Source organism: Campylobacter sp. JH32 (genome assembly GCF_017846535.1).
Lineage (GTDB): Bacteria > Campylobacterota > Campylobacteria > Campylobacterales > Campylobacteraceae > Campylobacter_D > Campylobacter_D coli.
On record NZ_JAEQBS010000010.1, the window covers coordinates 64,937 to 83,625 of the forward strand.

Below are 18,689 nucleotides of genomic sequence, written 5' to 3' on the forward strand. Positions count from 1 at the left end.
AAAGTGGTATACAATGGAAAAACAATTTTATGAAATTTTAGAAAATATACTTGAAACCAAAGTAGATGAAAATACAAATTTAAGCATGGAAAACTACAAGAACTGGACTTCTTTAGCTCATATTGATATCATCATGAGTTTAGAAGAAGAATTTGAAATCAAATTCAACAAAGAAGATTTAAGTCTCTTAAAATCTCAAAACGCTTTACTAGAAAAAATTCAAACCCTAAAGGCTGAAAAATGAAAGAAAATATTGAAAAATTATTTCAAGCCATTGCTCAAAAAAATCCTACCCATTCTAAATATCTTAAAAAAATTGAATTTTCACAAGAAGACGAGGAAGAATTTGATAAATTAATTTCTTATTATATTCAAGATGGTATCAGCATAGAAGAACAATGCAATTGTTATTTATTGATCCTTAATGATACTTTAGAAGAAACAAAATTTTTCATAGAAAATGGGGCTTATCGTTATTCTAGCTTTGATGAAGTTAAGGATAAGGTTTATTTTAATGAAAGCTATATGAAACAATACATGATAGGTCTAGCTCTTTCTTCTTTTGTTTGGATAGCTCATATTAAAGTGAGAAAGTATTTTTCACAATATTTAAAAAATTTTACTCCAAAAACAACTTATTTTGAAATAGGCCCTGGCCATGGAGAATACTTCGCAAGAGCAGTTAAAAGTGATAAATTTTCAGCCTTTTATGGACTTGATATCTCTCCAACGAGTTGCGAACTTACTCAAAAAATGGTAAAACAACAAGTAGGAGGATTGATTACAAAATGTGATTTTTTATGTCAAGATTTTTTTACTTATGATTTTGATAAAAAAGCTGATTTGATAGTGATTGGAGAAGTGCTAGAACACGTAGAAAAACCTCTTGAATTTCTTAAAAGATCTAAAGAGCTTCTTAGCGATGGAGGAGAAATTTTTGCAACTATTCCTATCAATGCTCCTGCTATTGATCATATTTATTTATTTTCCCATCCTGATGAAGTTAAAGATTTGATAGAAAAATCGGGCTTAAAGCTTAAGACTTATGAATGTTTTATGGCAAATGATTATAGTTTAGAAAAAGCATTGAAATTTAAAAATGCTATCACTATGGCAGTAGTTTTAAATGCTTGATAAAACACTCAATTTACCCCTTCATCATATAGGTGTGGCTTGTAAAAATTTAGAAAAAGAAAGGGAATGTTTTTTTAAACTAGGTTTTTATAAAGAAGCAGAATTTATAGATGAAAAACAAGGGGTAAGAGGCGAATTTATCATTCCTTGCAATGAAGCATTTCCACAGTATAGATTTGAACTTTTGCAAAATTTAAACGATAAAGGCCCGCTAGATAGCTATTTGAAAAATAATACCAAAATGTATCATTTAGCCTATGAAAGTAAAAATATCACCCAAGATTTAATTCTTTTAGAACAACAAGGAGGCATTTGTATTGTTCCTATTATGCAAGCAAGCTATTTTGCTAAACTTTGTTTTATCATGATGCCAAATAGGCTTTTAATCGAACTTGTGGAGCTAAAATGAATCTTTTTTCACCCCATTTAAAACGCAATGAGCTTATAAAATTTGCCAAAGAATTAGACTTTAGTAAAAGTCAAGATCTTCTTATCAATATCCATAGAAATCATGCTTTTGAAGGAGTGCAAAGTATCATTGCTCCTTTTTTACATTTTGCTAATTTAAAAGCTGAGTTTAATTTCAGCTCTTATGATGATAGCTTGAGTTTTGATAATTTTAAAGAAACTAATTTAGAACTTTTATGGGTGGATTTAACCCGCTATAAAAATAATGTGCAAAATTTTCTAGAAGAAAGACTTTTAGAACTAAGAAAAATTTCACAAAGCCCTATTTTAGTCCTTAGTTTAGGAGAATTTAAAACAGATAAAAAAATTTTAAATTGTGAAATTTTTAACATAGAAAAACTCATAAAAGAGTATTTTGATGAAGAGGATATTTTAGACCTAGCTAAAGAAGAACTTACAGGCTCTAAGCTTAATAATAAAGCCTTGATTTTCTTAGCGCAAATTTTAGGACTTAGCCTCATCCCTGCACTCGTAAAACCCGCTCTTAAAGCTCTTGTACTTGATCTTGATAATACCTTGTATCAAGGAATTTTAGGTGAAGAGGGTATAGATAATCTTAATTTAAGTCCTTTGCACAAAACCTTACAAGAAAAAATTAAAACTTTTAAAAAACAAGGGTTTTTACTTGCCCTAGCTTCAAAAAATGAAGAAAAAGACGCAAAAAAACTTTTTGAAATAAGGAAAGATTTCATCTTACAATGGGATGATTTTGATGCTAGAATGATCAATTGGGAGCCAAAGGGTGAAAATATCTTAAAAATTGCTAAAAAATTTAATATAAATACTAACGCTATGCTTTTTATAGATGATAATATCGCCGAGCTTGAAAATACCAAATTTACAGGCGTTAAAACACTTTTATGCGATGAAAATATACTTTATAAAATCAAACTTTTTCCTAATCTTTTAAAACTTTCAAATACCAAAGAAGATCAAATTCGTGCCAAAGATATAGCAGCCAATGCTTTAAGAGAAGAGCTTAAAAGCTTAAGCGATGAAGAATATTTTCAAAATCTTGAAATCAGCTTAAATTTTAGCAAAAATGATCTGCAAAATATCCCTCGCATTAGCGAACTTTTAGGCAAAACCAATCAATTTATCGCTAATTACACACGCTTAAATCAAGAAAAAGTCGCACAACACATGCAAAAAGAACTCATTGTAAGTGTGAGCATGAGTGATAAATTAAGCGATAGTGGGATTATCGCTATTTTTGTTTTTTCTTGTAAAGAAGGAAATTTATTTATCGATGATCTTTGCATTTCTTGTAGGGCTTTAGGTAGAAAACTTGAAACTAGAATGTTTTTTAAAGCCTTTGAACTAGCTTTACATTTCTTTGATCTTAAAAACAATAATGCAAGGCTTTACTATCAAAAAGGCGAAAGAAATATGCCATTTTTGAGCTTTTTAGAACAAATTTCCAAAGAATTTGAAAAAAACTCAGCCCTTATTCCATTTCAAAATTTAAACTTCAAAGGACTTATAATCCATGAAAACTAGATTTGATAAAGCTAAAATTTCAGGCATTTGCGTAAGCGTACCTGAACATAAAATTTGCATTGATGATGAGTTAGAAAGCGTTTTTTCAAACGATATCAAAACCCTTAAAAGAATGAAAAAAGTCATAGGTTTAAACACGCGTTATATTTGCGATGAAAACACTTGCGTAAGCGATCTTGGAAAACACGCAGCCAATACACTTTTACAAGGTTTAAATATAGATAAAAATAGCCTTGATGCACTCATCGTAGTAACTCAAAGTCCTGATTTTTTCATGCCTTCTACGGCTTGTTATTTACACCAACTTTTAAATTTAAGCTCCAAAACTGTAGCTTTTGATTTAGGGCAAGCTTGTGCAGGGTATTTATACGGCTTATTTGTCGCTCATTCTTTAATACAAAGTGGCTTAGGTAAAATTTTACTCATTTGTGGAGATACTTTAAGCAAATTCATCCATCCTAAAAATATGAATTTAGCCCCTATTTTTGGTGATGGAGTAAGTGCAACTTTGATTGAAAAAACGGATTTTAACGAAGCTTTTTTTGAGCTTGGAAGCGATGGAAGACATTTTGATAAACTCATCATTCCAAAAGGTGCGATGAGAATACCTAAAGCAGATATTTTCAACGATGATTCACTCATGCAAACTGAGGAGTTTAGACAATTAGAAAGTCTTTATATGGACGGAGCAAATATTTTCAATATGGCTTTGGAATGCGAACCTAAAAGCTTTAAAGAAATTTTAGAATTTTCTAAAGTAGATGAAAAAGACATTGCTTTTCATCTTTTTCATCAATCCAATGTGTATTTGGTTGATTGCATCAAAGAAGAATTAAAACTTAATGATGATAAAGTTCCTAATTTTATCATGGAAAAATACGCTAATTTAAGCGCTTGTTCACTACCTGCCCTACTTTGCGAACTAGATACTCCAAAAGAATTTAAAGCGAGTTTAAGTGCTTTTGGTGCAGGGCTTAGCTGGGGAAGTGCGGTGTTGAATTTCAAGGATTTATACACAAAAGATATTTTAATTTACACAAAGGAGAAATAATGACAAAAACTGAATTTTTAGAAGAGCTTAAAGAAGCTATGCATAGAGATGAAGACTTAAATGAAGATATGCTACTTGATGATATAGATGAGTGGGATAGTTTGGCTTTTGTATCTGTGATGGTGCTTTATAAAAATCTTTTTACTTTAAAAATCACAGCCGAGGACTTGAAAAATTGTCAAAAAGTAAGTGATTTAATCGATTTAGCAAAGCTTGATTAAAACCTTTAAGGTTTTAATCTTTTATCTCTAATTCAAATTTATCTCCCACATCTTTAAATATAAACACTTTATTCCCACAAGGATAAGAGATGGAATTTTCTTGCATTAAAGATTTTCTTTTTTGCAATTTTTCAAGCATTAAAGGAAGTTCTTTTCTAAATAAGGCTTTATCAGGTATACCACAACCATGATCTAAATTTTTAATAAATTTTCCATCAATTTTATTTTCATCTATCAAATTTAAGCTTACATCGTAACCTAAAATTTTTAATATTTGCATGGTTTGTTCTTTAAAATTTGCTGGAGTTAAAGGATCTTCTTTACTATGATAACTCACATAAATAATATTTTTATTTTTTTGACTTTGTAAAATTAAATGATCTTTATTTAACAATGTTCTAATAAAATAATTTTCATTATTAAAAAAATAAGGTGAATTTTCTTTACGCGTCCAGTGGGTTTTTAGAAAACATTGTATTAAAATATGCGAACTATTTAAAACATAATCACAACCGCTCTCCATTTCTCTTCCTAAAATATAATTTAAAGGTGGCAAAGCCGAACCCGAATTATCAATCACGCCATCCACATACCAAGGAGCTATCTTTGCTATGAGTAAAGATAGATATCCTCCATAAGACCCCCCCCCATAAATTTTTGGTAAATCTGCAAGTTTTGGAAAGCGTTTAACTAGATCTTTTAAAGCATTAATATGATCAAGTGCTGCCATAATACCATAGTTTTGATAGTCTCCATTAGGTGGGATAAAAGTTGAGGTGAATTTCGCTTGATAATTTTGCGCTAGTTTTCTTTGTGATTTTAAAGTAGTAATATTCTGATTAAGTAATTCATAACATTGTTGTGCGTTCTCAAGATTAACATTGATATTAACACCTATTTCCAATAAAGCCTGAGATAAATTTGACACATCATCTTTTGTAAACATTGTAAAAGCACTATATTTCTCAACATCCGAACGCCTTTGACAAAAACAATGATAAAAAACATGCACTGCTACAACATCAAAATTTTTAGCAATATAATTTTCTATAAGAGTCTAAAAAATATATATTTGCATTAGCTCCATAACCTCCTATGACAAAAACTATAGCTTTGAGATCTTTTTCATCATCATAACTTATGCGGTATTCAAGCTTACTGGTTCTTTTTATATTTAATTCTACATCATCACAAGAATCGATTTCAAAGCTTTGGTTTATGAGCATATAAAGGCCTTTTTTATTAATTTATCGATATTATATTACAAAAAATTAAAAAGGTAAATCATGACAACTCATATCTATGATTTTTTAGAAAAAAGTTTAATCAAATTTAGCGAAAAAACTGCTTTTGTAGAACCCTTTGCCAAAGAAAGAAAGGAAATCACTTACAAAGACTTTGATCTTTTTTCTAAGAAACTAGCCAGTGAAATTTTAAAAACTTTAAAAAATAATAAACCTACTCAAGCTCCTGTTTTAATCATCTTGCCTAAAGGGATTGATTGTTTGATTTCATTTTTTGGAGTGGCACTCAGTGGAAATTTTTATACACTTTTAGATGAAAAAAGTCCTAAAGAAAGAGTAGAAAAAGTCATAGAAGTTTTAAAGCCTAAACTTTTTATCACTTCAAAGGACTTAAATTTTAACTTAGATTTACCTACGCTTTATACAGAAGATTTTGAAAGTTTTAATATAGATGAGAGTTTGCTAAAAAATGCTAAAGAAAAACACATAGATACTAATTTACTCTATGTTTTCTTTACAAGTGGGAGCACAGGTATTCCTAAAGGAGTAAGCATAGCACATAAGAGTGTGATTGATTATACTTTTTGGGTGTGTGAGACTTTTAAATTTGATGAGAATGAAATTTTAGCCAATCAAGCACCATTTTATTTTGACAATAGCATTTTAGATATTTTTTCAAGTGTAAAATCAGGAGCAACTTTACACCTTTTACCTAATCATCTTTTTGCCTTTCCAAATAAAATTTTAGAATGTCTTGAAAAAGAAAAAGTAAGCACTATATTTTGGGTACCTTCGGTGCTGATTTATTTTGCAAATACTGAAGCTTTGAATAATTTTAGTTTAAACGCCTTAAAAAAGATACTTTTTTGTGGTGAAATCATACCCAATAAACAGCTAAATATTTGGCGTAAACACTTACCCAATGCTTTATTTGCCAACCTTTATGGTCCAACAGAAATCACTGATGTATGTTCTTTTTATATCATCAATCGTACTTTTAAAGATGAAGAACTTTTACCTATAGGCAAAGCATGTAAAAACACAGAACTTTTAGTTTTTGATGAAAATATGAATTTCATAAGTCCTAAACAAATAAGTGTTAAAGGGGAGCTTTTTGTGCGTGGAACTTCTTTGTCTTTAGGGTATTATAATGACAAAGAAAAAACCAAACAAGCTTTTATTCAAAATCCTTTACATGATAATTATTTAGATTTACTCTATAAAACAGGAGATATCGTTTCTTATAATGAATTTGGAGAGCTTTTATGCTACGGAAGAGCAGATAATCAGATAAAATATATGGGACATAGAATAGAACTTGGAGAAATAGAAAGCGTGATAAATTCTCATGCAAGTGTAAAAAACAGCGCTTGTATTTTTAAAGAAGATATTATTTGTTTTTATGAAAGCAAAGATGAGATTAATTTTAAAGCTTTTTTGAAAGATAAATTACCTTCTTATATGATCCCAAAAAATTTCATAAAGCTTGATAAATTTAAGCTTAATCAAAATGGTAAAATTGATAGAAAGGTTTTAAAAGAACTTGTTTAAAAAAGCTTTTTATAAAGGATTTAAGTTAAGTAATTACTATGACAATTTTGGTACAATTGAAGAAAAAATTTTAAAACAGGAATTTATTTTACAAAAATATAAAAACAATAATTTTTTCTTTTTTAATCGTGTAGATAATTTACTATATTATTTTATCAATGATTTACAGAATTTTAATTTAAAGGCTAATTATATAAAAATCTTAACCAAAACCGATAAGCAACTTTTACAACATAATGATTTTTTAAAACTCAATCATTTTAAAGAAATACTCAATTATAAACAAATGATACTCAAAAAAGATGAGATAAAATTAAAAAAATTTACCTTTATCTCTAAAGCTTCACATGAAGATAGCAAGGAAATTTATAGCTTTTTTAGAAAATATTTTGATCCATATTTGTTTTATTTTTCACAAAAAAATCTTGAAGAAAAAATACCCAATATACTTGTTTATAAAGAAAATCAAAAAATTCGCGCTGCTTTGATCTACACTCAAACTCTCAATGCTAATTTTTTAGATTTTATAGCTGTAGATAGAAATTTAAAGCATAAAAATGTGGCTTTTGCTTTACTAAATCATTATTTTGCAGCCAATACTCAAAATAAATTCTTTAAACTTTTTGTAGAAGAAAAAAATCAAAAAGCCATTAATTTTTATAAAAGGGCGGGTTTTTGTTTTAATCATATTAATTTAAAATTTTATAGGAATTTCTAATGACTTACTCATATATTTACATCATAGGCACAGGCAAAGTAGCCAAAGAATGCCAAAAAATAGCTAATGATTTTTTCAGACAAGAAGTAAATTTTGTAAAAAATATAGAAAATTTAGATGATTTCTTTAAAAATCTTAAAAATTGCCTTATTATTAGTGCTAATAATTTTTATATTTTCAAAAAAGAATGTATTCAAAAAAATACTATTATTAATTACCACAACGCATTATTACCTTTTCACAGAGGATGTAATGCACATATTTGGAGTATATGGGAAAACGATAAAAAAACAGGTATTACTTGGCATATGGTTAAAGAAAGTATAGATACAGGTGATATTTTAGTTCAAAAAGAAATAAAACTTGATAATAATTGTACTGCTTTAAGTCTTTTAAACGCTCAACACAAACTTGCTCTAACTTTATTTAGAGAAGCTTTAGAAATTTTAAAAAATAAAGCTTTTAAAATGCAAATTTCAGGGGGGGGGTATCACAAAAAATTATCTTTACCAAATAATGGTTATTTAGATCTTACTTGGAATAAAGAAAAAATTTCTCGCTTTTTAAGAGCTATGGACTGCGGTGCCTTAAGCGGAGTTCCTAAAGCTAGATTAGAAATATTAGGTGAAGAAAGAGAAATTTTATTTTATGAAATCAATGAGCTTGATTTAATTTTAAATTTAAGCGATAATGTCATTTTAAAAATCACAAAGGAATAAAATGCAAGAAATCAAACAATTTTTTATCAATATAGAAAGAACAGATATCAATGAGAGTATGGAAAATCTAGTAAGTGAAGATTTTATCGATAGTATCGATATCATGGCTTTGGTTGCCGAAATAGAAAAATTTTATAAAAAACCCTTAAAAGCAGAATTTATCACACCTGAAAATTTTGAAAGCTTTGAAAATATCAAAAAAATGCTTGAAACTGCAATGAAAGACTAATCTTTCCTTGCAAGTTCAAGCTGTTCTTTTAAAGAACTGATGATTTCATTTTTAGAAACAATAATTTGTGCTATAAAATCCGCCACATCATCCCAGTCTTTGCTTAGTGTATGAGTTAAAGTATAGTTTTGTTCGTATTCTTCCCAATTTACAGGAGCAAAAAGAGAATTTTTATGCGGGAAATATTTGTTTTTTACCCATTCAAGTGAAGAAGCAAAATAATCCACATAAGCTTTAGCAATATCTTTTTGCACTGCAAATTTTAATCTTTTTTCTTTGCTGCCTTCAAATTTTCTTCTTGCCATAAAAAGCAAAGAATTAAGATTATTCTGCTTTAAATCTTTTTGATTTAATCTTGACATAAGCTCCATTCCTAAAAGATTAAAACTTTCATTTTTGGTTTGTTTTAAAACAAAACTCTCATCCCATTCAAGTCCTAAATGATAAACAAAATCCTTAAGTAAAGTCCCTCCTACATAATCCTCCCTTAGAAGTCTTACTATCAAATTTTCTTCTCCAAATACCTCAGCATGAGTTTTGCAAATCCATTCATAGTCAAAAATATATTTTCTAGGATGATCTTGCGGAGCAAAATCAGCAGAATAATACCCCATATTGTTTTTATGATCTTAAGAACAATGTGAGTTTAAATAACCCAAAGTATCTCTAAAATACACAATAATATAAATTTGAGTAAAACCTAACTCTCTCATAATCTTTTCTAAAATTTCTACATGTTTTTTGGTAGAAAAATCCCAAACTATACCCTCAGCTGACAAAATAAATTTTTATCTTTATGTAAAGCACTTTCGCTTTTAAAATTTTCTATAGCTCTAAGAAGTCTTTCATTTGTGATATGACTTAAAATACTCTCTTTTTGCAAAATATCTTCTTTTTGAACTAGTTCTAAAACCATATCTACCAAAGCCCAATGCCTATTTGCCACTCTAAGGCTTTTTGGATAAATATAGCCTTTTTTTAAAAGCCTTTCTTCGTTTTGCATCAAGAAGCCTTGTTTTTCTTGATTTCCTGTATTAGTAGTTCCTATATGTAAAATATGCTGTCATTTTATATCCTTTCTTTACAAAAAATTATACTCCGTTTGTGCTTAAATTTTAAGCATTCATAAGTTACAATTTATCTATTAAATACTAGAAAGAAGTAAAAATGAATTTAAAATTAAACTCACACAATATTAAGGCTATTAGTATAGTTTTACCCAAAAATCCACATACCTTAGAAAAAGAATTACAAGAATGCAATTTAAACCAGAAAAAATACGAACTTTTAAAGCAAAATACCGGTATAAATCATCATTTCATAAGCCCTAATAATATCTATGCAAGTGATTTAGCAAGCAAAGCACTAGAAAAGCTTTTTAGAGAAAATTTGCTTTTAAAAGATGAGCTTGATGTACTTTTAGTTTATAGTTTTTCACCAGATTTTCTAGCCCCTGCACTTTCAAGTTTAATCCATAAAAATCTTGGTTTAAGTGAAAAAACTCTGTGTTTTGATAATATTGCTTTTTGCCCAGGATTTTTACAAGGCCTAATGCAAGCTTTTTCTTTACTAGATAATGAAAATATCAAAAAAATAGCTTTCATTTGCGTAAGTGTAAAAAGTAAAAAAATACCCAAAAAAGATAAAATCACCTACCTTAGTAATAGCGACAGTGCTAGTGTTATTTTGCTTGAAAAATCTAATACAAAAGAAAAAGCTTTTTTCTCGCAAAAAATCTTTTCCAAATTAGCCACAGAAGAAACTTTTCCTCTAAAATGCTTTAAAGAAGCAAATGATTTTATCGATATGGACAAAAATCTCACATTTTCTCACTTAAATGAAAATTTTCCTCGATTTTTTGATGATTTTTTTGATAATTTTAAACTTGATAAAAGCAAAATAGGCGAATTTTTCTTTGGAAGTGCAAATAATTTTATAAAAACTAAATTATTAGAACTCTTAAATTTCAAAGAAATTAAAAATGATGAAACTTTAAAAAATTATGGCGATGTTACGATAAATAAATTAGCCTTTGATTTGGCAAACTATGAATGGAGGAAGGGGGGGGGGCATAAAACAAGTTTTTATGGCTAGTTTTGGCACAGGAATTACCTTTAATGCCATGAGTTTGAAAATTGATTTTAGCAAAATTAAAAACTTTATCGAAATTATTGATTTTAATACTTGAAAAAATATACTATGTTTCAAGCGTAGATTTTATTTAAGCATAGGCTAAAACAATGCGGTGGAAAAATTAGAGTTATTTATCAACTCAAGCAACTCATTTGCCATCTTCAACAGAAAATTATTTTAAAGTCTTTTTCTATTATTGGTAGCACCTTTTTCACCAAGAGAAATTAACCACTTAAACAAATCATTATACAAAAATATTTCACTTTTTTTAAAAAAATCATAAATTTAATTTTTATATTAGGCAAGGAAATATCCATCTACAAAGCCCCTCCCTAGCAATCCTTTCTTAACTTTACTAACGATAATCTTAAACAATTTCAAGCTCAAATTTATCATCTTTATCTTTAAAAATAAATTGCTTGTCTTTGCAAGGATAAGTGATAGAATTTTTACTCATATCAAATTTTCTTCCTTGTAGTTTTTCAAGCATCAAAGGAAGTTCTTTTCTAAATAAAGCTTTATCAGTCATTCTAAGACCGTGCTCTAGACTTTTTATAAATCTACCATCTATATCATTTTCATCTTTTACCAAATACAAAGTCGCATCATATCCTAATTCCTGATAACACTTATAAAGTTCTATTTTATTTTGCACTGGAGCGCCCATATCTTGCATGCTGTGATAGCTTATAAAGATAGTATTATTGTTCATACTTGCTTGAATTTTGAGATGATTTGAGTTTAAAACAGCTCTAATTAAATAATTTTCATCACCAAAATAATAAGAAGAATTTATATTTCTAGTCCAATATTTTTGCACAAAACAATAAATTCTATTATTATCTCCTTCAAAAACAAATTCTCCTTGATTCATATCTCTTCCCAAAATATGTGCTAAAAATGGCAAGCAAACTCCCGAATTATCAATCACGCCATCCACATACCAAGGAGCTATCTTTGCTATGAGTAAAGATAGGTATCCTCCATAAGACCCCCCCCCATAAATTTTTGGTAAATCTGCAAATTCTGGAAAACGTTTAACTAAATCTTTTAAAGCATTGATATGATCAATAGCTGCCATAATGCCATAGTTTTGATAATCTCCATTAGGTGGGATAAAATCACAAGAAAGTTCTATTTTTTGGCTTTCATCAACCAAACCTGCTTGTTTCATTTCATTAGCTTTTTGCTCTATAAGAGGAATAATTTGTTCAAAATTATCTTTATTAACCGATAAATGTCCTAAATTAATATTTTTTAAAATACCATTTACACGCTCTAAATCATCTTGATTGGGAATAAGCTTTGGATTATACTTTTGATCAATACTTTGTCTTGCACAAAAACAATGATAAAAAACATGTATCACTACAACATCAAAATTTTTAGCAATATATTCCCTATCAAAATCTAAAAAAGAAATATTTGCATTAGCTCCAAAACCACCCACTATAAAAACTATGGCTTTGATATCTTTTTCATCATCATAGCTAATGCGGTATTCAAGTTTGCTAGTTCTTTTTATATTTAATTCTACATCATCACAAGAATCAATTTCAAAGGTTTGATTTATAAGCAATTTTAAACCTTTTATTGTATTTTAAAGACAATTATACTTAAATTTTAGTAAAATACAACACAAAAAACAAGGCTTAACTATGAAAAATCTTTGCATAATCCCTGCTCGTGGTGGATCAAAAAGAATTCCTAGAAAAAATATCATTGATTTTCTAGGTAAACCTTTAATCGCTTATAGCATAGAAAATGCTTTAAATTCAGGTATTTTTGATGAAGTGGTGCTTTCAAGTGATGATGAAGAAATCATAGAAGTAGCCTTAAAATACGGTGCAAAAGCTCCTTTTGTGCGCGATAAAAATTTAAGCGATGATTATGCTTCAAGCACTGCTGTAGTGCAAAATGCCATAGAAATTTTACAAAGCCAAAATCAAATTTATAATCATGTCTGCTGCCTTTATGCTACTGCTCCTTTGTTAAATAAAGACATTTTAAAACAAGCCTATGAAAAATTTATACAAAATCAAAGCAAGTTTTTATTTGCTGCTACTGAGTTTGAGTATCCTATACAAAGGGCATTTTATCTAAATGAAAACAATCAAGTTTATATGTTTGATGAAAAACATTATAAAAGTCGTTCACAAGATCTAACAAAAGCTTATCATGATGTAGGAGCTTTTTATTTTGGTACAAGCAAAGCTTGGCTTGAGGAAGATTTTATATTTAAACCTCATTCTAGCGTGTTTGTATTGCCAAGAAATTTAGTTTGCGATATAGACACCATACAAGATTTGGAATTTGCAAAAATACTTTATAAGGTAAATCATGAAAGTGCTTTTTAGAAGCGATAGCTCCAGTCAAATAGGCTTTGGACACATTAAACGCGATCTAGTCTTAGCTAAACAATATGATGATGTAAGTTTTGCTTGCTTGCCTTTAGAAGGCTCCTTGATCGATGAAATTCCTTATCCTGTTTATGAGCTTAGTAGCGAAAGTATCTACGAGCTTATCAATCTCATCAAAGAAGAAAAATTTGAACTTCTTATCATTGATCACTATGGCATCAGCGTAGATGATGAAAAACTGATCAAGCTTGAAACAGGGGTGAAAATTCTAAGCTTTGATGATGAAATAAAGCCTCATCATTGTGATATTTTACTCAATGTCAATGCCTATGCAAAAGCAAGTGATTATGAAGGTTTAGTGCCTTTTAAATGCGAAGTAAGATGTGGTTTTTCTTATGCTTTAATCAGGGAAGAATTTTATCAAGAGGCCAAAGAAAATAGAGAAAAAAAATATGATTTTTTCATTTGCATGGGTGGAACTGATATAAAAAACCTTTCTTTACAAATTGCTAGCGAATTACCTAAAACAAAAATCATCAGCATTGCAACCAGCTCTTCTAATCCTAATCTTAAAAAATTGCAAAAATTTGCAAAATTACATAACAATATTAGATTATTTATCGATCATGAAAATATTGCAAAATTGATGAATGAAAGCAATAAACTCATCATTAGTGCAAGTTCTTTAGTCAATGAAGCCTTGCTTTTAAAGGCAAATTTCAAAGCTATTTGTTATGTTAAAAATCAAGAATCTACAGCAACTTGGCTTGCTAAAAAAGGGTATGAAGTGGAGTATAAGTATTGATAAAACTTAAAAATTTCACAGAACTTAATTCTCAAGAAATAGAGCTGATTTTTAAATGGCGCAATCACCCCGATATCAATCAATTTATGAAAACAAAATATATTGATTTTGAAGAACATTTAAGATTTTTAAAAAAATTACATCAAGATTCTAGCAAAAAATATTTTTTAGTTTTTCAAGATGAACAGATTATCGGCGTAATTGATTTTGTCAATATCACAACTAAATCTTGCGAATTTGGACTTTACGCAAAACCTAATTTAAAAGGCGTAGGACAAATTTTAATGAATGAAATTATAAAATACGCTTTTGAAAACTTAAAAGTAAATACTCTTAAAGCTTATGTTTTCAAAGACAATCGCAAAGCTTTACAATTATATCAACAAAATCATTTTACTATTTATGATGAAGATAAAGATTTTTACTATGTTTGCCTAAAGCAATCTCACTGCAAAGCCTTGCCTAGCTAATTCTTCTTTTACATCTTTAGGGGTATACTTAGAAAAATGAAAAATATAAGCACCCGCTAAAGCATCAGCACCTAAATTTAAAGCCTCGACTCCATCACTTGGATTGCTAAGTCCTCCATTGATAATAAGAGGAATTTTAAGTTTATTTTGAAAGATCTTTAAAAGTTCTAAATCATAACCCTTTGCCCTTCCTTCAAAATCCACAGAAGTTAAAAGAAGCTCTCCAGCTCCTTTTTTTTCATATTCTAAAGCAAGTTCTAAAGGACTTTTTTCAAGTAAATTTCCCCTGTCATAAACACAAAATTGCTCTCCTTTTCTTTTAACATCTATAGAACAAACTATACATTGAGAACCAAAACGATTAGCCGCTTTACTTATAAAATCCATATCTTCTAAGGCCTTAGAATTGATAGAAATTTTATCCGCACCTAAATTTAAAATCTTTTGTATATCTTCAAGGGTTTTTATCCCGCCACCTATAGTTAAAGGCATAAAACATTCTTTAGCAAGATCTTCTATACTTTCAAAATCTATTTCTCCACTTTTTGAAGCATCTATATCTAAGATAATAAGCTCATCAACATTGCGTGCATTATAAATTCTCATTGTTGAAGTTAAATGCCCTATAGTGCGAAAATCTTTAAATTCTATACTTTTAACAAGTTGTCCGTTTTTTAACAAAACACAAGGGATAATTCTAGTTTTTAACATTTAAAGCCTTATAAAATTTTCTAAAAGTTTTAAGCCTAAATTTTGACTTTTTTCGGGGTGAAATTGTGTAGCAAAAATATGATCTTTTTGTAAAGATGCAACAAATTTATGTCCGTATTGTGCTTTAGCACTTACAAACTCATCTTTGCATTTCACATAAAAAGAATGCACAAAATAAAAATCACTCTTATTATCTATGCCTTGATACAAAGGATCTTGTTTTAAAATTTCAAGCTCATTCCAACCCATGTGTGGGATTTTTAAATTTAAATCCTCTTCAAATTTGACTACTTCACCTTCTATAAAACCAAGTCCTTCGAAAACTCCACCTTCATAGCCCCTTTCTAAAAAAAGCTGCATTCCTAAACAAATGCCTAAAATAGGTTTTTTTTGTACTAAAACTTGCTCTTTTAAAGCTTCTATAAAACCAAGTTCTTTTAAATTTTTCATGGCTTCTTTAAAAGATCCCACTCCAGGTAAAAGCAATTTATCTGCTTTTTGCAAATCTTTTGGATTTTTAGCTATGAAATTTATAGCTCCTATTTTTTCAAAAGCCTTAGCAACAGAGTTTAAATTTCCCGCCTTGTAATCAATGAGCGCTATCATTTTAAAACACACTCGTCTTTTCTTACCAAAGAACCATCATAATCTCTTATAAATTTACCATTTTCATCACGTTTAAAAATTTTTTTATTGGTAAAAGAATCTACTATTTTTTGAAATTCTTCCTCGCTAAAACCACTGAATTCAAGGTATTTTTTAATAGCCTTTTTAGGGGGCTTGCCATCGTATTTTTGTACCAAACGCACCCCTTCTTCACGGCTGATATAACCTAAACGAATATCCAAACAAGCATTATCCGTTGCTCTACCAAAGCCGTATTTGCAGTATTTTAAATAATCATGCACATGATTAGAATAACAATCTAAATTTTCAAAATTTTCATAAGTAGTCTCAACAGGATGATCTAGAGTTAAAAAACCATATTTTTTAGAAATTTCAAGAATTTTTTTATAATCCCATTTAAAATAATACCCTAAAAATAGCCCCGTAACCCCTACTCTTTGAAGTTCTTCATCACTTGGATAAGTATATAAAAACAAATCTTTTTCAGTGATACCATTTACCCCAAGCATATCAGAAGCACGATTTCCTAAAAGCCCGCCAAATTCTTCAAGCCACTCTCTGCCTAAAATATTTTTATTTTTACTACTCGCAGGACCGCCATACTCTATCTGTGGACTTTCTCCCCAGATGATCAAAGGCACTCCAAAATTTACCGCTATGCGTGGAACAGAAGTAAAAATTCCCAAATGGTTTTGCCACTCATTATCCCCTATTCTTATAAAAGCTTCACGGGCAAGTTTTTGATAAACTTTTGGATCACGCTTGATATGGATCAAATCCACGCCAAGATGATTTAAATTGTCTAAATTTTTGCGCCCTATTTTCGTAGGCACACTAGGCTCAAAACACACACACAAAGGATTAAGTCCAAGTTCAAGCATTTTAACCACTTGAAAAGTAGAATCTTTTCCGCCACTTACTCCGATAACGCAATCATAAACAGGATGTTTTTTGTATTTTTTTATAAGCTCAAAAAATTCTTTTTCTCTTTCTTGCCAATTAATATTTTGATTTTTAGCTTCTTGAGAACGACAAGCATCACAAACACCTTCTTCATCAAAATGTAAATCAGGCTTAGTATCTGGCATCACACATTTTTTACAAAATCTCATAAATTTCCTTTAATTAGTCTTAAATATATATATCGTTATAATTAAATTTTATTTTATAATTTTATATATTTATATTATATAAAAATTAAAAAATGAATGAATTCTATGATTTAAATCCCTATGGCATTTTTTGAATGAAACCAAGCAAAATCATAACAAAGTCGTAATATTTATATAATATAAATATATAAATTGAAGAAATATATAATATAATTATATATCATTTTAGTCAGGAAATTTACCAAAGAAAGAAAAACATGCAAATAGGAAATTTTAACACCGATAAAAAGGTTTTTATCATAGCAGAACTTAGCGCCAATCACGCAGGAAGTCTTGAGATGGCACTTCAAAGTATAAAAGCTGCCAAAGAAGCAGGTGCTGATGCGATAAAAATTCAAACTTACACTCCAGATAGCATGACTCTAAATAGCAACAAAGAAGATTTTATTATTAAGGGTGGGCTTTGGGATAAAAGAAAACTTTATGAGCTTTACGAAAGCGCAAAAACTCCTTATGAATGGCATTCTCAAATCTTTGAAACCGCACAAAATGAAGGAATACTTTGTTTTTCAAGTCCTTTTGCCAAAGAAGATTTAGAATTTCTAAAACGCTTTGATCCTATAGCCTATAAAATCGCTTCTTTTGAAGCTAATGATGAAAATTTCGTGCGTTTAATCGCCAAAGAAAAAAAACCTACTATTGTTTCAACGGGCATTGCTACAGAAGAAGAACTTTTTAAAATCTGTGAAATTTTTAAAGAAGAAAAAAATCCTGATTTAATCTTTTTAAAATGCACTTCGGCTTATCCTACTGCCATAGAAGATATGAATTTAAAAGGCATAGCAAGTTTAAAAGAAAAATTTAATGTTGAAGTGGGACTAAGTGATCATAGCTTTGGTTTTTTAGCCCCTGTTATGGCAGTAGCACTTGGAGCTAGAGTGATAGAAAAGCATTTTATGTTAGATAAAAGCATAGAAAGTGAAGACAGTAAATTTAGTCTTGATTTTGATGAATTTAAAGCTATGGTAGATGCAGTAAGACAAGCTGAAAGTGCTTTAGGCGATGGTAAGTTAGATCTAGATGAAAAGGCGCTTAAAAACCGTGTTTTTGCAAGAAGCTTATATGCAAGTAAGGATATCAAAAAAGGTGAAATGTTCAGCGAAGAAAATGTAAAATCCGTGCGTCCTTCTTTTGGACTACATCCTAAATTTTATCAAGAACTTTTAGGAAAAAAAGCTACTAAAGATATAGAATTTGGTGATGCTTTAAAACAAGGAGATTTCCAATGACCTTCACCCCTACTCAAAAAGAACTCTTTAACAAAAACATTGAGTCTTTAAGTAATATTCTTTTAAAAGAAAGTTTAAAAGAAATTAAATCAAGTAAATTTGAACTTATCTTAGGTAAAGATAATCTAGATATCAATCTAAAAGATACAAGTATAAAAAATAATGGGGGGGGGGTATAATGAAAATTTACTTTATCAAGATCCCATTAAAGAATTGCAAACTATGCTAAATACTTATAATGATAAATATCTACTTTATCCTGTATTGTATTTTTATGGTTTTGGAAATGGAATTTTATTTAAAGCTTTATTGCAAAATAAAAATCATCAGCATATTGTTGTTTTTGA

General features: G+C 29.1%; 19 protein-coding genes and 3 pseudogenes. 16 read left to right on the plus strand and 6 right to left on the minus strand.

What is annotated here, in order from left to right:
- Positions 1-13 precede the first annotated feature (13 nt).
- Genes KAR67_RS08070 through KAR67_RS08095 form a run of 6 tightly spaced genes read left to right on the plus strand, consistent with a single transcriptional unit; the run spans position 14 to position 4,374 of the window.
- A complete protein-coding gene (locus tag KAR67_RS08070; RefSeq protein ID WP_057030599.1) occupies positions 14-244 on the plus strand; it encodes an acyl carrier protein in 231 nt (76 codons plus the stop codon).
- A complete protein-coding gene (locus tag KAR67_RS08075) occupies positions 241-1,134 on the plus strand; it encodes a class I SAM-dependent methyltransferase (RefSeq protein ID WP_057030600.1) in 894 nt (297 codons plus the stop codon). The genes KAR67_RS08070 and KAR67_RS08075 overlap by 4 nt, the downstream gene beginning before the upstream one ends.
- A complete protein-coding gene (locus KAR67_RS08080) occupies positions 1,127-1,543 on the plus strand; it encodes a VOC family protein (RefSeq protein WP_002815238.1) in 417 nt (138 codons plus the stop codon). The genes KAR67_RS08075 and KAR67_RS08080 overlap by 8 nt, the downstream gene beginning before the upstream one ends.
- Positions 1,540-3,102, plus strand: a complete 1,563-nt coding sequence (locus tag KAR67_RS08085) for an HAD family hydrolase (RefSeq protein WP_162284659.1) — start codon at positions 1,540-1,542, stop codon at positions 3,100-3,102. Before KAR67_RS08080 ends, KAR67_RS08085 begins: the two co-directional genes overlap by 4 nt.
- Positions 3,092-4,153, plus strand: a complete 1,062-nt coding sequence (locus KAR67_RS08090; protein ID WP_162284658.1) for a beta-ketoacyl-ACP synthase III — start codon at positions 3,092-3,094, stop codon at positions 4,151-4,153. Before KAR67_RS08085 ends, KAR67_RS08090 begins: the two co-directional genes overlap by 11 nt.
- Positions 4,153-4,374 (plus strand): acyl carrier protein, encoded by a 222-nt coding sequence (locus KAR67_RS08095; protein ID WP_002815232.1) that lies wholly within the window; start codon positions 4,153-4,155, stop codon positions 4,372-4,374. The genes KAR67_RS08090 and KAR67_RS08095 overlap by 1 nt, the downstream gene beginning before the upstream one ends.
- 13 nt (positions 4,375-4,387) lie before the next feature.
- On the opposite strand, the pseudogene KAR67_RS08100 reads toward KAR67_RS08095, so the two are convergent.
- Positions 4,388-5,600 (minus strand): annotated as a pseudogene (locus KAR67_RS08100) (DUF2920 family protein).
- A gap of 60 nt (positions 5,601-5,660) precedes the next feature.
- Between KAR67_RS08100 and KAR67_RS08105 the strand changes: the two are divergent.
- Genes KAR67_RS08105 through KAR67_RS08120 form a run of 4 tightly spaced genes read left to right on the plus strand, consistent with a single transcriptional unit; the run spans position 5,661 to position 8,835 of the window.
- Entirely contained in the window at positions 5,661-7,169 is a 1,509-nt protein-coding gene (locus KAR67_RS08105) for an AMP-binding protein (protein ID WP_162284657.1), read from the plus strand.
- A complete protein-coding gene (locus tag KAR67_RS08110) occupies positions 7,162-7,887 on the plus strand; it encodes a GNAT family N-acetyltransferase (protein ID WP_002777653.1) in 726 nt (241 codons plus the stop codon). The genes KAR67_RS08105 and KAR67_RS08110 overlap by 8 nt, the downstream gene beginning before the upstream one ends.
- Complete coding sequence (locus KAR67_RS08115) at positions 7,887-8,606, plus strand: formyltransferase family protein (RefSeq protein ID WP_002777655.1); 720 nt, start codon at positions 7,887-7,889, stop codon at positions 8,604-8,606. The genes KAR67_RS08110 and KAR67_RS08115 overlap by 1 nt, the downstream gene beginning before the upstream one ends.
- Before the next feature lies 1 nt (position 8,607).
- Positions 8,608-8,835 (plus strand): acyl carrier protein, encoded by a 228-nt coding sequence (locus KAR67_RS08120; RefSeq protein WP_002777686.1) that lies wholly within the window; start codon positions 8,608-8,610, stop codon positions 8,833-8,835.
- Here KAR67_RS08120 and KAR67_RS08125 read toward each other — a convergent pair.
- Positions 8,832-9,838: pseudogene (locus tag KAR67_RS08125) on the minus strand (acyl carrier protein). The gene KAR67_RS08120 and the pseudogene KAR67_RS08125 sit on opposite strands and share 4 nt — an antisense overlap.
- 164 nt (positions 9,839-10,002) lie before the next feature.
- Between KAR67_RS08125 and KAR67_RS08130 the strand changes: the two are divergent.
- On the plus strand, positions 10,003-10,929 hold the full coding sequence (locus tag KAR67_RS08130) for a 3-oxoacyl-ACP synthase (RefSeq protein ID WP_002790436.1): 927 nt from the start codon (positions 10,003-10,005) through the stop codon (positions 10,927-10,929).
- Positions 10,930-11,335: 406 nt separating this feature from the next.
- Here the strand turns inward: KAR67_RS08130 and KAR67_RS08135 are convergent, their stop codons facing one another.
- On the minus strand, positions 11,336-12,547 hold the full coding sequence (locus tag KAR67_RS08135; RefSeq protein WP_059280242.1) for a DUF2920 family protein: 1,212 nt from the start codon (positions 12,545-12,547) through the stop codon (positions 11,336-11,338).
- A 79-nt stretch (positions 12,548-12,626) separates the two neighbouring features.
- On the opposite strand from KAR67_RS08135, the gene pseF reads away from it, so the two are divergent.
- Genes pseF through pseH form a run of 3 tightly spaced genes read left to right on the plus strand, consistent with a single transcriptional unit; the run spans position 12,627 to position 14,603 of the window.
- Entirely contained in the window at positions 12,627-13,325 is a 699-nt protein-coding gene (gene pseF / locus KAR67_RS08140; RefSeq protein WP_162284656.1) for a pseudaminic acid cytidylyltransferase, read from the plus strand.
- Positions 13,309-14,133 carry a UDP-2,4-diacetamido-2,4,6-trideoxy-beta-L-altropyranose hydrolase gene (gene pseG / locus KAR67_RS08145; protein WP_002784879.1) on the plus strand — a complete coding sequence of 275 codons (825 nt, stop codon included), beginning with the start codon at positions 13,309-13,311 and terminating at the stop codon, positions 14,131-14,133. The genes pseF and pseG overlap by 17 nt, the downstream gene beginning before the upstream one ends.
- Positions 14,130-14,603, plus strand: coding sequence for a UDP-4-amino-4,6-dideoxy-N-acetyl-beta-L-altrosamine N-acetyltransferase (pseH, locus tag KAR67_RS08150; RefSeq protein ID WP_002801004.1), 474 nt, complete (start codon positions 14,130-14,132; stop codon positions 14,601-14,603). Before pseG ends, pseH begins: the two co-directional genes overlap by 4 nt.
- Here pseH and wbuZ read toward each other — a convergent pair.
- From wbuZ to pseA, 3 genes are read right to left on the minus strand one after another with little or no spacing between them, the layout of a single operon-like run.
- Positions 14,568-15,314: a glycosyl amidation-associated protein WbuZ gene (gene wbuZ, locus KAR67_RS08155; RefSeq protein ID WP_057041007.1), complete on the minus strand. Its 747-nt coding sequence runs from the start codon at positions 15,312-15,314 to the stop codon at positions 14,568-14,570. The genes pseH and wbuZ overlap by 36 nt on opposite strands.
- Entirely contained in the window at positions 15,315-15,920 is a 606-nt protein-coding gene (hisH, locus tag KAR67_RS08160) for an imidazole glycerol phosphate synthase subunit HisH (RefSeq protein ID WP_072227323.1), read from the minus strand.
- Entirely contained in the window at positions 15,917-17,053 is a 1,137-nt protein-coding gene (gene pseA, locus KAR67_RS08165) for a pseudaminic acid biosynthesis protein PseA (protein ID WP_052776579.1), read from the minus strand. The genes hisH and pseA overlap by 4 nt, the downstream gene beginning before the upstream one ends.
- 257 nt (positions 17,054-17,310) lie before the next feature.
- Between pseA and pseI the strand changes: the two genes are divergently transcribed.
- Together pseI and KAR67_RS08175 are read left to right on the plus strand one after the other, a co-directional pair.
- Positions 17,311-18,342 (plus strand): pseudaminic acid synthase, encoded by a 1,032-nt coding sequence (gene pseI, locus KAR67_RS08170; RefSeq protein WP_052781020.1) that lies wholly within the window; start codon positions 17,311-17,313, stop codon positions 18,340-18,342.
- Positions 18,339-18,689: pseudogene (locus tag KAR67_RS08175) on the plus strand (DUF115 domain-containing protein); the annotation flags it as partial. The gene pseI and the pseudogene KAR67_RS08175, both read left to right, overlap by 4 nt.

What these genes read in the sequence shown, in the direction of transcription:
- hisH (WP_072227323.1), bottom strand. Translation starts at nt 15,920, where the DNA reads ATGATAGCGCTCATTGATTACAAGGCGGGAAATTTAAACTCTGTTGCT.
- KAR67_RS08070 (WP_057030599.1), top strand. Translation starts at nt 14, where the DNA reads ATGGAAAAACAATTTTATGAAATTTTAGAAAATATACTTGAAACCAAA.
- pseF (WP_162284656.1), top strand. Translation starts at nt 12,627, where the DNA reads ATGAAAAATCTTTGCATAATCCCTGCTCGTGGTGGATCAAAAAGAATT.
- pseA (WP_052776579.1), bottom strand. Translation starts at nt 17,053, where the DNA reads ATGAGATTTTGTAAAAAATGTGTGATGCCAGATACTAAGCCTGATTTA.
- KAR67_RS08095 (WP_002815232.1), top strand. Translation starts at nt 4,153, where the DNA reads ATGACAAAAACTGAATTTTTAGAAGAGCTTAAAGAAGCTATGCATAGA.
- wbuZ (WP_057041007.1), bottom strand. Translation starts at nt 15,314, where the DNA reads ATGTTAAAAACTAGAATTATCCCTTGTGTTTTGTTAAAAAACGGACAA.
- KAR67_RS08075 (WP_057030600.1), top strand. Translation starts at nt 241, where the DNA reads ATGAAAGAAAATATTGAAAAATTATTTCAAGCCATTGCTCAAAAAAAT.
- pseG (WP_002784879.1), top strand. Translation starts at nt 13,309, where the DNA reads ATGAAAGTGCTTTTTAGAAGCGATAGCTCCAGTCAAATAGGCTTTGGA.
- KAR67_RS08090 (WP_162284658.1), top strand. Translation starts at nt 3,092, where the DNA reads ATGAAAACTAGATTTGATAAAGCTAAAATTTCAGGCATTTGCGTAAGC.
- KAR67_RS08080 (WP_002815238.1), top strand. Translation starts at nt 1,127, where the DNA reads ATGCTTGATAAAACACTCAATTTACCCCTTCATCATATAGGTGTGGCT.
- KAR67_RS08130 (WP_002790436.1), top strand. Translation starts at nt 10,003, where the DNA reads ATGAATTTAAAATTAAACTCACACAATATTAAGGCTATTAGTATAGTT.
- KAR67_RS08120 (WP_002777686.1), top strand. Translation starts at nt 8,608, where the DNA reads ATGCAAGAAATCAAACAATTTTTTATCAATATAGAAAGAACAGATATC.
- KAR67_RS08115 (WP_002777655.1), top strand. Translation starts at nt 7,887, where the DNA reads ATGACTTACTCATATATTTACATCATAGGCACAGGCAAAGTAGCCAAA.
- pseI (WP_052781020.1), top strand. Translation starts at nt 17,311, where the DNA reads ATGCAAATAGGAAATTTTAACACCGATAAAAAGGTTTTTATCATAGCA.
- KAR67_RS08105 (WP_162284657.1), top strand. Translation starts at nt 5,661, where the DNA reads ATGACAACTCATATCTATGATTTTTTAGAAAAAAGTTTAATCAAATTT.
- KAR67_RS08085 (WP_162284659.1), top strand. Translation starts at nt 1,540, where the DNA reads ATGAATCTTTTTTCACCCCATTTAAAACGCAATGAGCTTATAAAATTT.